The organism is Pseudomonas sp. BP11-1-1 (assembly GCF_052112105.1).
Classification (GTDB): Bacteria; Pseudomonadota; Gammaproteobacteria; order Pseudomonadales; family Pseudomonadaceae; genus Aquipseudomonas; species Aquipseudomonas alvandae.
Map to the genome: position 1 here is coordinate 17,749 of NZ_JAUTYU010000017.1, position 16,419 is coordinate 34,167.

Below are 16,419 nucleotides of genomic sequence, written 5' to 3' on the forward strand. Positions count from 1 at the left end.
CAGGCTTGCCGGCAGTTTACGCCAATCATCGCGCCGGACAAAGTCCTAGTATTTTTGTCAGGAAAGCACCCGACGATGCAAGGCCGCATCGTCGAGCGCGTCGCTCAGAGATTCTGGTAGCGGTTCATGTCCAGCACACCCGCTTCCACGGGATCGGTTTCCTGGATGTATCGGCTCAAGTCGTGGAAATACTGCCAGAACTGCGGGTGACTCCGCCGAATCCCCCAGCGCTCGACAATCCGCTCGAACGCCGCCGCATCCGGCGCGCTTTCCATGGCATCGACGAACGCCGGCACCTGCCCGGCGGGTATGTTGAAGATAAAATTGGGATAGCTGCTGAGCACGCCCGGGTAGACCGTCAGCGTGTCCAGCCCCGGCTGGTAACGGCTTTCTTCGCCCAGCAGGAACGCCACGTTGCTGTGGGCACGGTTGCGCAGCAAGCTGTAGACCTCACGGCGACCGCCAGCGGTTTCGACGCGCAGCATCGTCGCTTCCGGCAACTGATCGATCACCTTCAGCCCCGCCGCCGGGCGCGACACCAGGCGGCTGAGGGCCTGCTCGGCGTTTTGCAGCGCCGGGTCGATGTTCGGCCGCGAACAGTAGGCGCCTTCGCAGCGGTTGATCGGATCGGGACGGGCATTCAGCTCACCGTAGCGAGCCAGTAACTGCTGGGCAAAGTCGCCTTTGGGATCTTTCTCGTCGAGCTTGAGCGCCGTCGGCTTGTCGTCGTCGATGGCCTCGTAATCGAGCCACATCTTGAATTTTCCGCCGGCCTGGTACCAGTCGTCGAGGTAACCCTCGCGGGAATCGGCTGGCATCAGGCGCAGGAAGTTCTGCTCCGCGCCGTTGCGGATCAGGTCGAAATACAACCGGGTCTGGGCCTGGTGGGAGACGTTGCCGAACACGTCGAAATTCACCGCGAGCTGGTAGTAGGTGCGCTCCAGCAGCGGAAAGTCGAACAACCACATGGTTTGCGGCACTTCGCCAATCAGGCCCTTGGTGACCGAAGCACTGTCGAAATGCCGGAAGATGCTCAACAGCGCATTGTCATTGCCCGCCCACAGCGTCGACCAGCTCGGCGCCGGCAGCTCGGCGTAACTGTCGCGGCGCAGGGCTTCGTATTCGTTGCGTTTGTCCCGGTAGTCGAGCCACAGGCTGACGACGCTGCCTACGTCATCGTTCTGCCCCGGCATCGCCAACAGCGGCGTGGCCTGGCCGCGATAGTTCGGATCGGTGATGTAGAGGTCATGCTCGGGCGCCTGGAACAGCGCCCAGAAGTTATCGCGGATTACGTCCGTGGCGATCTGACCACGGCACACGGGACCGCGAATAAAGGTACGCACGAAATACTCGGCGTTATCGAGCATGAACTGGTAACGGGCCTGGGCCGGGATCGCTTCGAACGTGGAAAACGGGTTGGCCCGGCGCTCCGGCCCATAACCCGGCAATGCGCTGACCTGCCAGTTGCCGCTGTAGAACAGGCTCTTGATCCGCGCCATTTTCGCCGCGCTCAAGCCGTAGGTGATGTGGGTCTTATGCACGATCACCCCTTGCACCGGCCATAGCCGGTAATAAATGCGGGTGCCGGGGTCGTCGTTGGGACGGCGGGTATTGATCAGGTCGATCGGCTGGCCAGTGGGCGTGCGCGAACGCACCCACTGGAAGAAATGTCCCGGCTCGCCGCCCTTGAAATAGATATGCGCCAGGAACCAGTGTTCGAACAGCCAGCGCCCCACCAGGCTTTCCCGTGCGCCGGGCGCGTTGAGCAGGTTTTCCCACTGCACCACTTGCAAGGCTTCGGCGGCGCTTGGCGCCAAGGCCTGCTGGTCGATGGGGGCACCCGCGGCCAGCCAGCGCTGGAGCGTCTGGTACTGCTGGTCGGTCAGGCCAGTGACCGCCAGGGGCATGCCTTCCTTGGGGTGAGTGGCCGCATATTCGTTGAATTGCTCCGGCATCGGGCAACTGTTGTCGCGACTCAAGCCCAGCACGATGTCTTCCGGCAATTTGGCGTTGGGCTGCAAGGGCGTGCGGTGTCCGAGCTCCAGCATGCGAGCCATCAATGCGGCCTGGCTGCCCTGGGCATCGATCACCGAATAAAAACCCTTGCGCTGCCAGGCTCGCTGGCCAGAGGCGTCATAGAACAAGCGGGTCGGGTCGGCGGCCTGGCGGCGCTCGCCGTCGTAGACCGGCACTTTGCTCGCGCCCCGAAGCGCGCCCTCGCCACTGCCAAGGTTCAACTGGCAGGCGGAGTCGTAGCAGGCATGGCAGGCCACGCACTTTTCCGTGAAGATCGGCTGGATGTCGCGGGTGTAGGAAATCGCGGGAGTGGGATTCCCGGCGGCTGCAGTAAAAGACAACAGCAGCAACAGACTGCCGAATAAGACGCGGTACGGCATGTCTCGGTCCCTAAGAGATAATCCGGCGATTCTACCGGGCCAGCATCGCCTTGCAAACATGAGCAACATTCATGCAAAAGCCCGCCATGATCAAATCCTGCACAGGTTTGCTATCATTCCAGCCTTCGTAATGGTCTTTATTTCCAGGTAGTCCTATGTCCGATCGCAGCGCTCGCCTCTATCTTCTCCAGCAAGCCCTCAAGGAACGCATCCTGATCCTCGACGGCGGCATGGGCACGATGATCCAGAGCTACAAGCTGGAAGAACAGGACTATCGCGGCAAACGCTTCGCCGACTGGCCGAGCGACGTCAAGGGCAACAACGACTTGCTCGTGCTGACTCGCCCCGACGTGATCGGTGCCATTGAGAAGGCCTACCTGGATGCCGGCGCCGACATCCTCGAAACCAACACTTTCAACGCCACCCAGGTGTCCCAGGCCGACTACGGCATGCAGGGCCTGGCCTACGAGCTGAACCTGGAAGGCGCGCGCCTGGCCCGCAAGGTGGCCGACGCCAAGACCCTGGAAACCCCGGACAAGCCGCGCTTCGTCGCCGGCGTGCTCGGCCCGACCAGCCGCACCTGCTCGCTGTCACCGGACGTGAACAACCCCGGCTACCGCAACGTGACCTTCGATGAGCTGGTGGAGAACTACACCGAGGCCACCAAGGGCCTGATCGAAGGCGGCGCCGACCTGATCCTGATCGAGACCATCTTCGACACACTCAACGCCAAGGCGGCGATCTTCGCCGTGCAAGGCGTCTATGAAGAACTGGGCGTCGAGCTGCCGATCATGATTTCCGGCACCATCACCGACGCCTCCGGCCGTACCCTTTCCGGCCAGACCACCGAAGCCTTCTGGAACTCGGTGGCCCACGCCAAGCCGATCTCGGTCGGCCTGAACTGCGCCCTCGGCGCCAGCGAACTGCGCCCGTACCTGGAAGAGCTGTCGAACAAGGCCAGCACCCACGTATCGGCCCACCCGAACGCCGGCCTGCCCAACGAATTCGGTGAATACGATGAATTGCCGGTGGACACCGCCAAAATCATCGAAGAGTTCGCCCAGAGCGGTTTCCTGAACATCGTCGGCGGCTGCTGCGGGACCACCCCGGCGCACATCGAAGCCATCGCCAAGGCCGTGGCCGGCTATGCGCCGCGGCAGATTCCAGAGATTCCACGGGCGTGCCGCCTGTCGGGCCTGGAACCATTCACCATCGACCGCAGTTCGCTGTTCGTCAACGTCGGTGAGCGGACCAACATCACCGGTTCCGCCAAGTTCGCCCGGCTGATCCGCGAGGACAACTACACCGAAGCCCTGGAAGTCGCCCTGCAACAGGTCGAGGCCGGCGCCCAGGTGATCGACATCAACATGGACGAGGGCATGCTCGATTCGAAGAAGGCCATGGTGACCTTCCTCAATCTGATCGCCGGCGAACCGGACATCTCTCGCGTCCCGATCATGATCGACTCCTCCAAATGGGAAGTGATCGAAGCCGGCCTCAAGTGCATCCAGGGCAAGGGCATCGTCAACTCCATCAGCATGAAGGAAGGCGTCGAGCAGTTCATCCACCACGCCAAGCTGTGCAAGCGCTACGGCGCTGCGGTGGTGGTGATGGCCTTCGACGAAGCCGGCCAGGCCGACACCGAGGCGCGCAAGAAGGAGATCTGCAAGCGCTCCTACGACATCCTGGTCAACGAAGTCGGCTTCCCGCCGGAAGACATCATCTTCGACCCGAACATCTTCGCCGTCGCCACAGGTATTGAAGAGCACAACAACTATGCCGTGGATTTCATCAATGCCTGCGCCTACATCCGCGACGAACTGCCCTACGCGCTGACCTCGGGCGGGGTCTCCAACGTGTCCTTCTCGTTCCGCGGCAACAACCCGGTGCGCGAGGCGATCCACTCGGTGTTCCTGCTGTATGCAATCCGCGCGGGCCTGACCATGGGCATCGTCAACGCCGGCCAACTGGAGATCTACGACCAGATCCCGGTGGAACTGCGCGACGCGGTGGAAGACGTGATCCTCAACCGCACCCCCGAAGGCACCGACGCCCTGCTCGCCATCGCCGACAAGTACAAGGGCGACGGCAGCGTCAAGGAAGCGGAAACCGAAGAGTGGCGCGGCTGGGAAGTGAACAAACGCCTGGAGCATGCGCTGGTCAAGGGCATCACCACCCACATCGTCGAAGACACCGAGGAATCGCGGTTGTCGTTCGCCCGTCCGATCGAGGTCATCGAAGGCCCGCTGATGGCCGGCATGAACATCGTTGGCGACCTGTTTGGCGCCGGCAAGATGTTCCTGCCGCAAGTGGTCAAGTCCGCCCGCGTGATGAAGCAAGCGGTGGCCCACCTGATCCCGTTCATCGAGGCGGAAAAAGGCGACAAGCCGGAAGCCAAGGGCAAGATCCTCATGGCCACGGTCAAGGGCGACGTGCATGACATCGGCAAGAACATCGTCGGCGTTGTGTTGGGGTGCAACGGCTATGACATCGTCGACCTGGGCGTGATGGTGCCGGCGGAGAAGATCCTGCAGGTGGCCAAGGAGCAGAAGTGCGACATCATCGGCCTGTCCGGCCTGATCACCCCGTCCCTGGACGAGATGGTGCACGTGGCGCGGGAGATGCAGCGCCAGGACTTCCACCTGCCGTTGATGATCGGCGGTGCTACGACCTCCAAGGCCCATACGGCGGTGAAGATCGAGCCCAAGTACAGCAACGACGCGGTGATCTACGTCACCGACGCCTCCCGCGCCGTGGGCGTGGCGACCCAGTTGCTGTCCAAGGAGCTGAAGCCGGCGTTCGTCGAGAAAACCCGCCAGGACTACATCGAGGTGCGCGAGCGCACTTCGAACCGCAGCGCCCGCACCGAACGCCTGAGCTACCCGGCGGCCGTGGCGAAGAAGCCGCAGTTCGACTGGAGCAGCTACCAGCCGGTCAAGCCGACCTTCACTGGCGCACGGGTGCTGGACGACATCGACTTGAATGTCCTGGCCGAATACATCGACTGGACGCCGTTCTTCATTTCCTGGGACCTGGCCGGCAAATACCCGCGCATCCTCACCGACGAAGTGGTCGGCGAAGCGGCCACGGCGTTGTACGCCGACGCCCGGGCGATGCTGCGCAAGCTGATCGACGAGAAACTCATCAGCGCCCGCGCCGTGTTCGGCTTCTGGCCGGCCAACCAGGTGCATGACGACGACCTGGAAGTCTATGGCGACGACGGCAAGCCACTGGCACGCCTGCATCACCTGCGCCAGCAGATCATCAAGACCGACGGCAAGCCGAACTTCTCCCTGGCCGACTTCGTCGCGCCGAAGGACAGTGGCATCACCGATTACGTCGGCGGCTTCATCACCACCGCCGGCATCGGCGCCGAAGAAGTCGCCAAGGCGTATCAAGAAGCCGGCGACGACTACAACTCGATCATGGTCAAGGCCCTGGCCGACCGCTTGGCCGAAGCCTGTGCCGAATGGCTGCACCAGCAGGTGCGCAAGGAACATTGGGGTTACGCCAAGGACGAACACCTGGACAACGAGGCGCTGATCAAGGAGCAGTACACCGGCATCCGCCCTGCTCCCGGCTACCCGGCCTGCCCGGATCACACCGAGAAAGCCACCTTGTTCCGCCTGCTTGATCCCGAGGCCAGTGAAATGAAAGCCGGGCGCAGCGGCGTGTTCCTTACCGAGCACTACGCCATGTTCCCGGCAGCGGCGGTCAGCGGCTGGTACTTCGCCCATCCCCAGGCGCAGTATTTCGCCGTGGGCAAGATCGACAAGGATCAGGTGCAGAGCTATACCGCACGCAAAGGGCAGGATCTCAGCGTGACGGAGCGTTGGTTGGCGCCGAACCTGGGTTACGACAACTGAGCGAAAAGAACGCGAACCGACCTGTCGACGAAGCGGGCATCGACAGGTCGGCATACGCAGTCCGCAGCGATGGATCAGTTACGGCGTGACGGCCCTGGTTGAGGCGACTGATTACCGGATGGCTCCGTTCTTCCAGCGGCGACGTTCTGCAAGTCACTGACCTCTGTTCGCGTCAGCTCCACCAGTTTCTGAGTGCGCAAGGCATCAATCGCTCTGCCCTGCGCAGTGAGTTGCAGGTTGTATTGCTCCGTATCGACCGTGCCCTCGGCCCTGCGGTCCTCCAATTCATCCAAAAGCTCATGGCGCCTATTGGCGACCGCATCGGTGATATCACTCATGAGTTCTGGATGCCGCTCCTGTAGGTAGGTCGTCCAGTAGTCACGCGTTGTCATGTTCACCAATAGCGCATCGCTGCGCTCGGCCTCAAGAATCGAGTGACGCGTGCGCGCCGCCAGTTCTCCCGTGATCGGTGCGCCGAAAGCCATATGCGTAGGCTGCCCAGGTAAATCGATGCCATCGCCCCACCCGCTCGTCAGGCCAATGCGGTATCGCAGGCGCACTTCCGCCCGATCCCTGCCTTGACCTGCCGCTTCGGCCAACGTCTCGACCCGCTCCAGCCGGAACAACTGCCGCGACAAGCGCAGCAACGCCTGGCCCTTGAGCATCGGACGATCCAGCGGAATGTCGCGCAAAGCCTGAAAGACAAACACACGCACTTCCAGCTCGCTGAACGTCAGGATGCGGCCATCGATGCACGTACCGTGGGTTTCAGCTTCACGAAACAGCAACTGGCGCAACTCGCTGTTTTCGCTGGCAGCCTCCATGACGTTCCATACCCGTCGCGTCAGTTCTGCTCGGTTGAATTTGAAATCGAACGTGTCTGACAACAGCGCAAGCAGTTGGAAGAAACGTTCGTGGTCGTTTTCTTCGGCCAACTGCGTCCAGATCCTTTTCCGGGTCGTGACCTGTTCACTGTCCGCCCCCACCAGCCAGGGTGCGAGGGCCTCCACCGATGCGTCGCCCGAAGGATTGAAGAGCGGTTCGACCGGAGCGACAGCGGCGTGGTTATCGTTACGGATATTACCGCCCGCGCCGCCATCGGAGTCGTCATCAACATCGGAAGTGTCGCCTTGCGGCGACTCTGACATGTCGATAAAGCTATCAATATCGCTTCGAGAAAAGCCCATCACTTCTTCAATGTCACCCGACTCGAGGTAATCCCTGAGTTCATAGAACGTGTCGAGTGACAGCTCTTCGTTTTCGGTTAGGTCCATTCCGTCCACGAGTCTCTCGTGGTTGCCATCCAGCAACCCGGCCGGAAGATCCGTAAGCTCGTTGCCGCTCAGGTTCAGGGCCCCTAGTTCTTGCGCATCCAACAAATGGCTGGGCCAGTTCTCTATCTCGTTATTGCTGAGATCCAGCACTTGGATCTGGCCAAAATCGGGAGGATCGAACGTTACCAGTCTATTGAGGGAAAGGTTGAGCGAACGCAGGCGATCGTTGGTCAATAACGGGTAAGCCGCTGCCGGCGGCAAATTGTTATCGCCGAAATCCAGGTGCTCCAGGTGCGCCATTTCCAAGGCAGCCTCCGGAACGGCGGTCAATCCATTGCCGCCCAGGTCCAACCGCCCCAAATTGGGAAAAGCCGCCAAGAAACCGTTGGAACCTTGTTCAGTCAACAGGACGCCCGGAAGCTCCAGCGTTGTCACGCCAGGAAACGGCACCGTCAGCTCAGGCAAGTCACCCAACTGCAGACCATGCAGACTGAGCGTTTGCCCTGCTCCATCGTGGCGTATCAGTCTTTCTTGCCAAACCTTACGAATGCTGTTCGCCGCGAGCGCGCGGCTTTGCGCGGACACGGTGCCCCTGGTGACTTGTGCGTCTCGGATAAAGAGCCAATTATTCAGTCGACGAGTCAGCGAGACACACCCCTGATGCCACTGGTTGAGCTGGTCGTCGATTTGCGTCTCGGTCATCCCGTTTTCCCGCCATTGCCCGAGCTTCCGGGCTGCCTGTTCCTGCGTCAAGAACGGATCCAGCCGCTGCAGGCGAAGCGTGCGTCCGGCATCCCCCTCGACGATTGCCGATTCCTCGGGAAGCCTTAATAGAAGGCGTGTCGTCGACCAGGCTGTTTCCGTCGGCGGGAACTGATCCGGTACAGGTTCTTTGGCAAATCGAGCCAATGCCCCGTGAAGGAGTCCTCTTGCATCTTCGACTCGCTGATAGGCCGCGCTCAAGGCTGCCTCGCCTTCGGGGCTGAAGGGGTTATCGGCCCAATTGGTTTTCAGGATGAGGTCATCATTGGACAGTACGGATGGCGGAAGCGATCGCAGCCGGTTTTCCCGCAGGTCGAGCCAGGACAGTTGCTGCAGGCTTTCGGCGCCGGCTGGCCAAGCCCGCAATTGGGTGGCTTTGAGGTTCAGGGCCCGAAGCTGGGTCAAGGCAGTAACATCCAGGGTCTCGAGCGGGTTATGGGCCAGATTCAGTTGTTCAAGCCGCGTCAAGCCGTTGAATTGCGCCTGGACAATGGGATTGACGATGAGCTTGTTATTGCGCAGGTCGAGTTGCGTCAACGCTGGCAAATGTTCGGCGGCGAAAGGCAATTCGGCGAAACCGCTGTTGCCGATCTCCAGCGTTTGCGTGCCACTGAATGCCCTGAAGAAGCTGCGCGCTTGCTCGGTTGAAACCTCCAACGATCCCAGGCGCAACGTATGCACATGGGAAAAACTGCCGGCTGGCAACGCCGGGAGCGATGTCATTTTTTTACCTGGAAGACTTGATCCGGAGGGGAGCAGTTGGAAGGTAGAGACCTCAGCCGTCGGCAAACCAAGGCGCTGGCGAACAGCGCCGCGCCAGCTGTCTCGCAACGCGCGAAGCAAGGACCCTGCCTTCACTCCTGAGGGCGCAAGCGTGGAATAAGGCAACTGTTCCAGTGCCTCCGGCTCGAAAAACTGCGCAAAGATGCCATCGTGCTCCGCCCTGATGGCTTCTAACGCGGTAAATCGCTCCTGCGGGGTGTATGAAGCACTGTCGAATCGCGCGGGCAGGCGCCCGACAAGATCGGGCTCCCCGACAATCATGCGCAATTGTCCGCGGCAGTACCCATCCACCATCTCGCTCAAGTCAACCAAATGGCCGAGCTCACCTGAGTAGCCGCTGACGTATCGGTAGGCACGCCCGAACGCCTCAGGCGCCAGCGCCGACCAATTCAGCGACAACCCGGCCCACAGCTTTTCGTGCCCTTGGAATATCGCGTCAGGCAGTGTACGTATCGATGTGCGCGCCAGGTCCAGGCGTTCGAGGTTCGGAAGACGCTGCACGTATTCCGGCCATCGCGACAGAACCTGCGGCGCGTCGATTTTCAACGTACGCAAACGGTCCAACGGGGTAAGGTCAAGATCATGCAACACGACCCGATCGAAACCCGAATATTCGATGTGCAAAGCCTCCAGTGAAGTCAGCGCAGTGAGCCTTGACGCAAAACTCCTGTCCAGGGCGAAAGCTGTGGTGGAGAAACGCAGGTCGGTAAGTCCCGGCATTTGACTCACCGCGTGCGGCAAGGTGGTCAACGGTTGCTGTCCAAGGAACAGGTCGATGAAGCCGGCCTCTCTGACGCCGATCGACAACTTCGTGAGCCCGGGGAAAAGCGTCAGGAAGGGATCCGCATTGATGTCCGTCAGCCCGCCGCCAACCACCGACAGTTCACGCACATGGCCAAAGTTGGCGGTTATCGAGGGCAGCGGCACCTGACAGGAAAGCAACAGCCGCGTGCCTTCGGGGGATTCTTCCGCTAACGGACGATGGCGCCAGCTATCCCTGAGCGCTTGGGCAAACCTGAATTTATGAGCATCGGTCGGGCTGCCCGGTGTCTCGTCCAGCCATTGTTGAAGCGTGCCATCGAGCGACTCCCATTCACGCTGGCGCGTTTGCAACTCCGAATAGATTTGCCGCTCTGACTTGCCCCGTTGCTGCCTGATGAACGCCTCGGCTTGCTGCTCGCTGGGATAAAGCGCCTCCACCCGCGCCTGAATGGAAGGATGCATACCCTTGCCTCGACCGCTCGCGTAATACCCCTTGAGCGTCGCGCTCACTCGAACGGGTGGCTTGAAACGTCTGGCGCGGGGCTCAAGCAGCTGTGGCATATCCTTGCGATGCAGGTCTGCGTAATCGATGATCCTGCGTTGCAACTGGGCGTCTTGATTCTTCGCCAGCCCCAGCCCTGAAAGCACATCATCAGGCAACGCGTACAGGATCGAACGGTAGAAATCGTCGCCCTGCCGGGGCACGCTATCGACGACTTTCCCACGCTCATCGAGCGCTTGATAGTGAGGTCCGTTTTTGACCAAGGTTGTTTTCCGCGGCGCATGCTTGTCGCCGATACTGTCAAGCAATGCTCCGGCGCCGCTTCCCTCGCGCACTTCCAGACGCAGCGTATCCGGCCATGCCGACAATCTTTCCAGGGCATGCAATGCCAGGCGCCGGCTGTCGGCCGATGCCACACTCTCGCTGCGCAACCCCGCATATGCCCGAACCTGGCGTCCTTGTCGGGCATACCAGCGCGCCTCTTCGAGCATGTTCAACGGCGCGCGGCGCCTTGCGTCAAAGCGGGCGAGATCGGCAGCGCTTCCGTGGGCGATGACCTCTTGGGCGGCAGCCTCGCTAAGGCCAGGGCACTCACGCTGCAAAATCCTGATACGACCGTCCGCAGGTTCCTCGCCCTTATAGATCCTTTCGAAAACCTGCTGCCGGGTCAGCTCTCTCAAACTTGCTGTGCCTTGCATCCGGTCAATCACCTGGGCGGCCTCGGCGTCCGCCTTGAACAGGCGCATCGCATCCCTCAGCTCAGGAGGCGGCATCGAGTTGTCCATGTGCATTTTACGCAGCGTGTTGTCGCTGACGCCGCTGACGTCGGCGAGCCTGAGCAGCACGTCATCCGAAAACGCTGCGGTCTCATGGCCGATGCGCCTGAGCAGCGTCAAGCGATTCCAGGTCATTGGCCGCTCCAGCGAATGCCGCCAGGCTCCGGTGCCGTTATGCAGGAGGATGGGTTGATACGCTGAATTGTCTGTCGGATGCTTGATACGCCATTTGTGTATCGACGCATCGAAAAGCTGCTCGTAAACCTTTCCGCCCAGGCGGATGCAGGTCGTCCCACCGACTTCGTATTGCCCCAATGCGTTCGGAGTGCTCGTATCGGGGAGCGTTACACTGCTTTCATAACGGCTCAGGTCCGGCTTCCACAGGCGGGTTTCGCCACTGGGCAACGTCACAGGCTCAAGGTGCTCGATCACCGGTTCAGGCTTGATGGCGGCCAGCTTGCCGACCCCGGCGCCCACACCGGCCATCACGCCCATCAACGCCAGGTTTTCTGCGACGTCTATCAAATGGGCCTTGGCTGCCCGTTTGTCACCCTCACCCCACTCGATCGCACCTTCAAGGGTTTCGTACAACAGCTGTCCCGCCATGACCACCATCATGACCTCGCCCAATACCGGAACGAACATGGACAACATATTCACGGCCGAGAGCCCTATTTGCAGTAGGTTGGCGAGTTTCTCTTGCCTCGTCTTGGCGTCGACATCCTCCGTGGGGACCGCATGACTGCGCGCATCGGCCAGCACTTTTTCACGGTGTCGCTCATAGAGGTACTGCCACGGATCCAGATTATCGGCCCACAACGTCCGGCCTTGCTGCGGTGTCGTCGAAGGGGCAACGTAGGGATCCGGTTCGCGCTTTGCCTTTGAACGATCGGGAGGGATAGCCGGGAGGCGGATCATCAACGAAGGGGGTATGAAGGGTTCGAAAATGCCCATCCATGGCGCAGGCAATTGGACGCTTGGCGAGCCGCCCGTTTCCTGGATAAATTGGCTGAAGTAATAAGGCTGTTTGCCGTAGGGCACGAATCGACTGAAAAAGCGCTGATACGGTGTAGGCGCATTGTTTTGCGATTGCCCGGTATCGGGCGTAGTAAGCAATTGCTTGAAGCGCGCTTTCAGTTGGTTGACGTCGTAACGCTTCAGCGGATGCTCAGGGTCATGGGGCACGTAGAGAATCACTTCATTGCTGTAGCGATGCATTTCACAAATCGTGAACACGACACAGCCCACCAGTCTGAACCCCATCAGGGTCATGTCTTCGAACCAGACTGGCTTCCCACCTATCCGGGGGGCATTTTCGCCGTTGATGACCGACAGAATCATTGCGTGATCCCTCGGCTCTATATCCTTTGCCAACAGCGCTTGCTCGGCTGCCGCCCTTATCGCAGCTTTCTGACTGGCAATGAAGTGCTGGCGAAACGTCGTTTCGGTCGTCGCGTCAGCCGGGTAGAAAAAAGACTTGAGGTAGGCTTGGTATTTCGCACCGATATCCAGGGTGCGGCACAGCGTGAGGAATTGACCCACCGACACATTCAACGCCACGGGCGCGTAAGTACCAGGCGTGTGCGTCTCTGCAACAAATCTTGACGTTGCATGATAGGCGTCATGCTCGCATTCCCAGCTTTCGAAGTTGTGCAGCGCAACTTGCAGCAGGGGCAACCTGAACACTGTGAACGAAGAAATTTCCACCTTGATCACGGATATTTCCAACGGTCGTATCAGGTGCAGCAACGTCTTGTCGACGTCCACTTCTATCTTGAACCGATCCTTTAGTGCCTGGATCAACAGCGGCCTGGCAAATGTATCAATGTCCAGGAATGCCGACAGGGTTTTGTCCAATCGATTCTGCGCTGCGACACTTTGCTTGAAACAGGCATCCACGACCTTGCGCTGCTCTGGCGAAGCGTTCGCATACCAGGCCGGCATTTGCGTTCCGGCTTGCTTTATCGCCTGCCTGCGTTGCGTCGTAGCCTCGATGAGCCATGCAGGCATGGCCGCTTTCAGAAAGTCTGCATGCAGACTTTCCGTGGCCTGCGGTTTTGATCGTGTTGTTTCCGGGTTCTGCGTGGGATTGGGTGGCATACATCGCTCCTTTGAATGAAGCGACAGCAGACCAGCTTTGCGAACCCCATCAGCGGTACATAGTTATAGGTCGATGAAAATTGTGTAACGAATGACCAGAGCGATCGAATTCATCCACAAGGCGCGGTTTGACTATGCTTGGAGAGATCCGACTTTCATCGAGGGTTTTATGGACGATCCAATCGACAACAAACCGCCAACCCTGCTGCAGATGATGCACAGCGTGCTGGCTGCGGCCTTCGGCGTGCAGAGCGGCAAGAACCGCGCCCGGGATTTCACCCACGGCAAGCCGAGCCACTTCGTGATATTGGGGATCGTGTTCACGGTGATCTTCGCCTTGACGCTGTTTGGCATCGTCAAGCTGGTGGTGCATCTGGCGGGGCTATAACGCCCTTCAGAACAACACATGCCCCTGTGGGAGCGAGCTTGCTCGCGAAAGCGGTGGTTCAGTCACTGTCTATGTTGACTGACACACCGCTTTCGCGAGCAAGCCCGCTCCCACAGTTGCTGCTCATGTGTCTGATGGAAAATTATTGATGACTGACCCAGAACACCGCCGTGCCCACCACCAGGATAATCAAGAACAAAATGGCCCAGGCATCAACGGTACTGTCGCTTTTCCTTGCTTTGGTCGGATTGCTCATTGCATCGCCTCTTGTCGGTTTTGTAGGTGATTGCATAGGGACTCGACCACAGTTAAGACGATGATTGCCCGCACGACAAATGTGGGTTAGGCAATAATCAATCTCATTAGTCGATTTGGTTCTTTACATATACTCAAACATCACTTTTGCGCATAACTCAAAACAGGTATCTTGCACCGGCTCCCCTAGGAGTGCGCGGCCGTGCGCGCAGAATTGCCGAGGCAGAACCCGATTTCAGCGAGCCAACCTGCAGCTGTTTCTGATCGGCCCAAGCCTGAGAACGAGACTTATATGTACGTATATGACGAGTACGATCAGCGGATCATCGAGGACCGCGTCAAGCAGTTCCGTGATCAGACCCGACGCTATCTGGCAGGCGAGCTGAGCGAAGAAGAATTCCGCCCTCTGCGCTTGCAGAATGGCCTGTATATCCAACGCTTCGCGCCGATGCTGCGCGTGGCGGTGCCCTATGGCCAGCTGACCTCGCGCCAGGTGCGCAAGCTGGCCCAGATTGCCCGCGACTATGACAAGGGCTACGCCCACATCAGTACCCGGCAGAACGTCCAGTACAACTGGCCGGCCCTGGAAGATGTGCCTGAGATCCTGGCCGAATTGGCCACCGTGCAGATGCACGCGATCCAGACCAGCGGCAACTGCCTGCGCAACGTCACCACCGACCAGTTCGCCGGCGTCGCGGCCGATGAGTTGATCGACCCACGTCCGTGGTGCGAAATCGTTCGCCAGTGGACCACGTTCCACCCGGAATTCGCCTACCTGCCACGCAAGTTCAAGATCGCCATCAACGGCTCGAGTTCGGACCGCGCGGCCATCGAAGTCCATGACATCGGCCTGGAAGCGGTCTACAACGCCGCCGGCGAGCTGGGCTTCCGTGTGCTGGTGGGTGGCGGCCTGGGACGTACCCCGGTGGTCGGCGCGTTCATCAACGAGTTCTTGCCGTGGCAAGACCTGCTGAGCTACCTCGACGCCATCCTGCGGGTGTACAACCGCTATGGCCGTCGCGACAACAAGTACAAGGCGCGGATCAAGATCCTGGTCAAGGCGCTCACGCCTGAAGTGTTCGCCGAGAAGGTCGAGGCCGAAATGGTCCACCTGCGCGGCGGCCAAACCACCCTGACCGAAGCCGAAGTGCATCGCGTCGCCAAGCACTTCGTCGACCCAGCCTATAAAGCCTTGGACAACCAGGACGCCGAACTGGCTGCCCTCGACAAGGAACACCCGGGTTTCGCCCGCTGGCGCACCCGCAACACCCTGGCCCACAAGAAGCCCGGCTATGTCGCGGTGACCCTGTCGCTGAAACCGACCGGCGTTGCGCCCGGCGACATCACCGACAAGCAACTGGACGCCGTCGCCGACCTGGCCGAGCGCTACAGCTTCGGCCAACTGCGCACGTCCCACGAGCAGAACATCATCCTGGCGGACGTTGAACAGAGCCAGTTGTTCACCCTGTGGGGCGAGTTGCGCGAACAAGGTTTCGCCACCCCGAACATCGGCCTGCTGACCGACATGATCTGCTGCCCGGGCGGTGATTTCTGCTCGCTGGCGAACGCCAAGTCGATCCCGATCGCCGAATCGATCCAGCGCCGCTTCGACGACTTGGACTACCTGTTCGACATCGGCGAGCTGGACCTGAACATTTCCGGCTGCATGAACGCCTGTGGTCACCACCACGTTGGCCACATCGGCATCCTGGGCGTGGACAAGAAAGGCGAAGAGTTCTACCAGGTCTCCCTCGGCGGCAGCGGCAGCCGCGACGCCAGCCTGGGCAAGATCCTTGGCCCGTCGTTTGCCCAGGATGACATGCCGGATGTGATCGAGAAGCTGATCGACGTGTACATCGAACAACGTACCGAAGACGAACGTTTCATCGACACTTATCAACGTATCGGCATCGACCTCTTCAAGGAACGCGTCTATGCAGCGAATCATTAAGAACAACGAAGTCATCGACGAAACCTGGCACCTGTTGCCCAAGGACGCGACGCTCGATGGCATTTCCAACTGCGACGACCTGATCGTGCCCCTGGCCCTGTGGCGCGATCACGCCCACGCCCTCAAGGCCCGCGACGGCGGCCTGGGTGTGTGGCTGGACGCCGACGAGGAAGCGGAAGAAATCGGTGACGACGCCAACCAGTTGCAGGTCATCGCCCTGAACTTCCCGGCCTTCACCGATGGGCGCAGCTACTCCAACGCTCGTCTGTTGCGTGAGCGCTATGGCTTCAAGGGTGAACTGCGTGCCATTGGCGACGTGCTGCGCGACCAACTGTTCTACATGCGCCGTTGCGGCTTCGACGCCTTTGCCCTGCGTGCCGACAAAGACCCGTATGAAGCCCTTGAAAGCCTCAAGGATTTCTCGGTGACTTATCAGGCCGCCACTGACGAGCCGCTGCCGCTGTTTCGGCGTCGCTGAAACCTGATGCATGAAAAAGCCCTGGACCGGGTGACCGGTCCAGGGCTTTTTTTGTCTCGTTCAACCTCAGATCCACTGTGGGAGCGAGCTTGCTCGCGATGGCGTCGGTACATTCGACATCGATAC

At 60.1% G+C, this 16,419-nt stretch carries 6 protein-coding genes; 4 read left to right on the forward strand and 2 right to left on the reverse strand.

Features of this window, described 5'->3' with window-relative positions:
- Positions 1–104 precede the first annotated feature (104 nt).
- Complete coding sequence (locus Q7C33_RS23645) at positions 105–2,396, reverse strand: fatty acid cis/trans isomerase (protein ID WP_407684244.1); 2,292 nt, start codon at positions 2,394–2,396, stop codon at positions 105–107.
- Between the two features lie 155 nt (positions 2,397–2,551).
- Between Q7C33_RS23645 and metH the strand changes: the two genes are divergently transcribed.
- Positions 2,552–6,262 (forward strand): methionine synthase, encoded by a 3,711-nt coding sequence (metH, locus tag Q7C33_RS23650; protein ID WP_407684245.1) that lies wholly within the window; start codon positions 2,552–2,554, stop codon positions 6,260–6,262.
- A gap of 74 nt (positions 6,263–6,336) precedes the next feature.
- Here metH and Q7C33_RS23655 read toward each other — a convergent pair whose 3' ends face one another.
- The gene (locus Q7C33_RS23655) at positions 6,337–13,221 is read right to left on the reverse strand and encodes an NEL-type E3 ubiquitin ligase domain-containing protein (protein ID WP_407684246.1); all 6,885 of its coding nucleotides are present in this window, start codon (positions 13,219–13,221) and stop codon (positions 6,337–6,339) included.
- 169 nt (positions 13,222–13,390) lie between these two features.
- Here Q7C33_RS23655 and Q7C33_RS23660 point away from each other — a divergent pair, with 169 nt between their 5' ends.
- The 3 genes from Q7C33_RS23660 (at position 13,391) to Q7C33_RS23670 (ending at position 16,293) form a co-directional block, all read left to right on the forward strand.
- A complete protein-coding gene (locus tag Q7C33_RS23660) occupies positions 13,391–13,609 on the forward strand; it encodes a DUF2970 domain-containing protein (RefSeq protein ID WP_030137968.1) in 219 nt (72 codons plus the stop codon).
- Positions 13,610–14,156: 547 nt separating this feature from the next.
- The gene (locus Q7C33_RS23665; RefSeq protein ID WP_198798130.1) at positions 14,157–15,815 is read left to right on the forward strand and encodes a nitrite/sulfite reductase; all 1,659 of its coding nucleotides are present in this window, start codon (positions 14,157–14,159) and stop codon (positions 15,813–15,815) included.
- The gene (locus tag Q7C33_RS23670; protein ID WP_030137966.1) at positions 15,799–16,293 is read left to right on the forward strand and encodes a DUF934 domain-containing protein; all 495 of its coding nucleotides are present in this window, start codon (positions 15,799–15,801) and stop codon (positions 16,291–16,293) included. The genes Q7C33_RS23665 and Q7C33_RS23670 overlap by 17 nt, the downstream gene beginning before the upstream one ends.
- Positions 16,294–16,419: the final 126 nt, after the last annotated feature.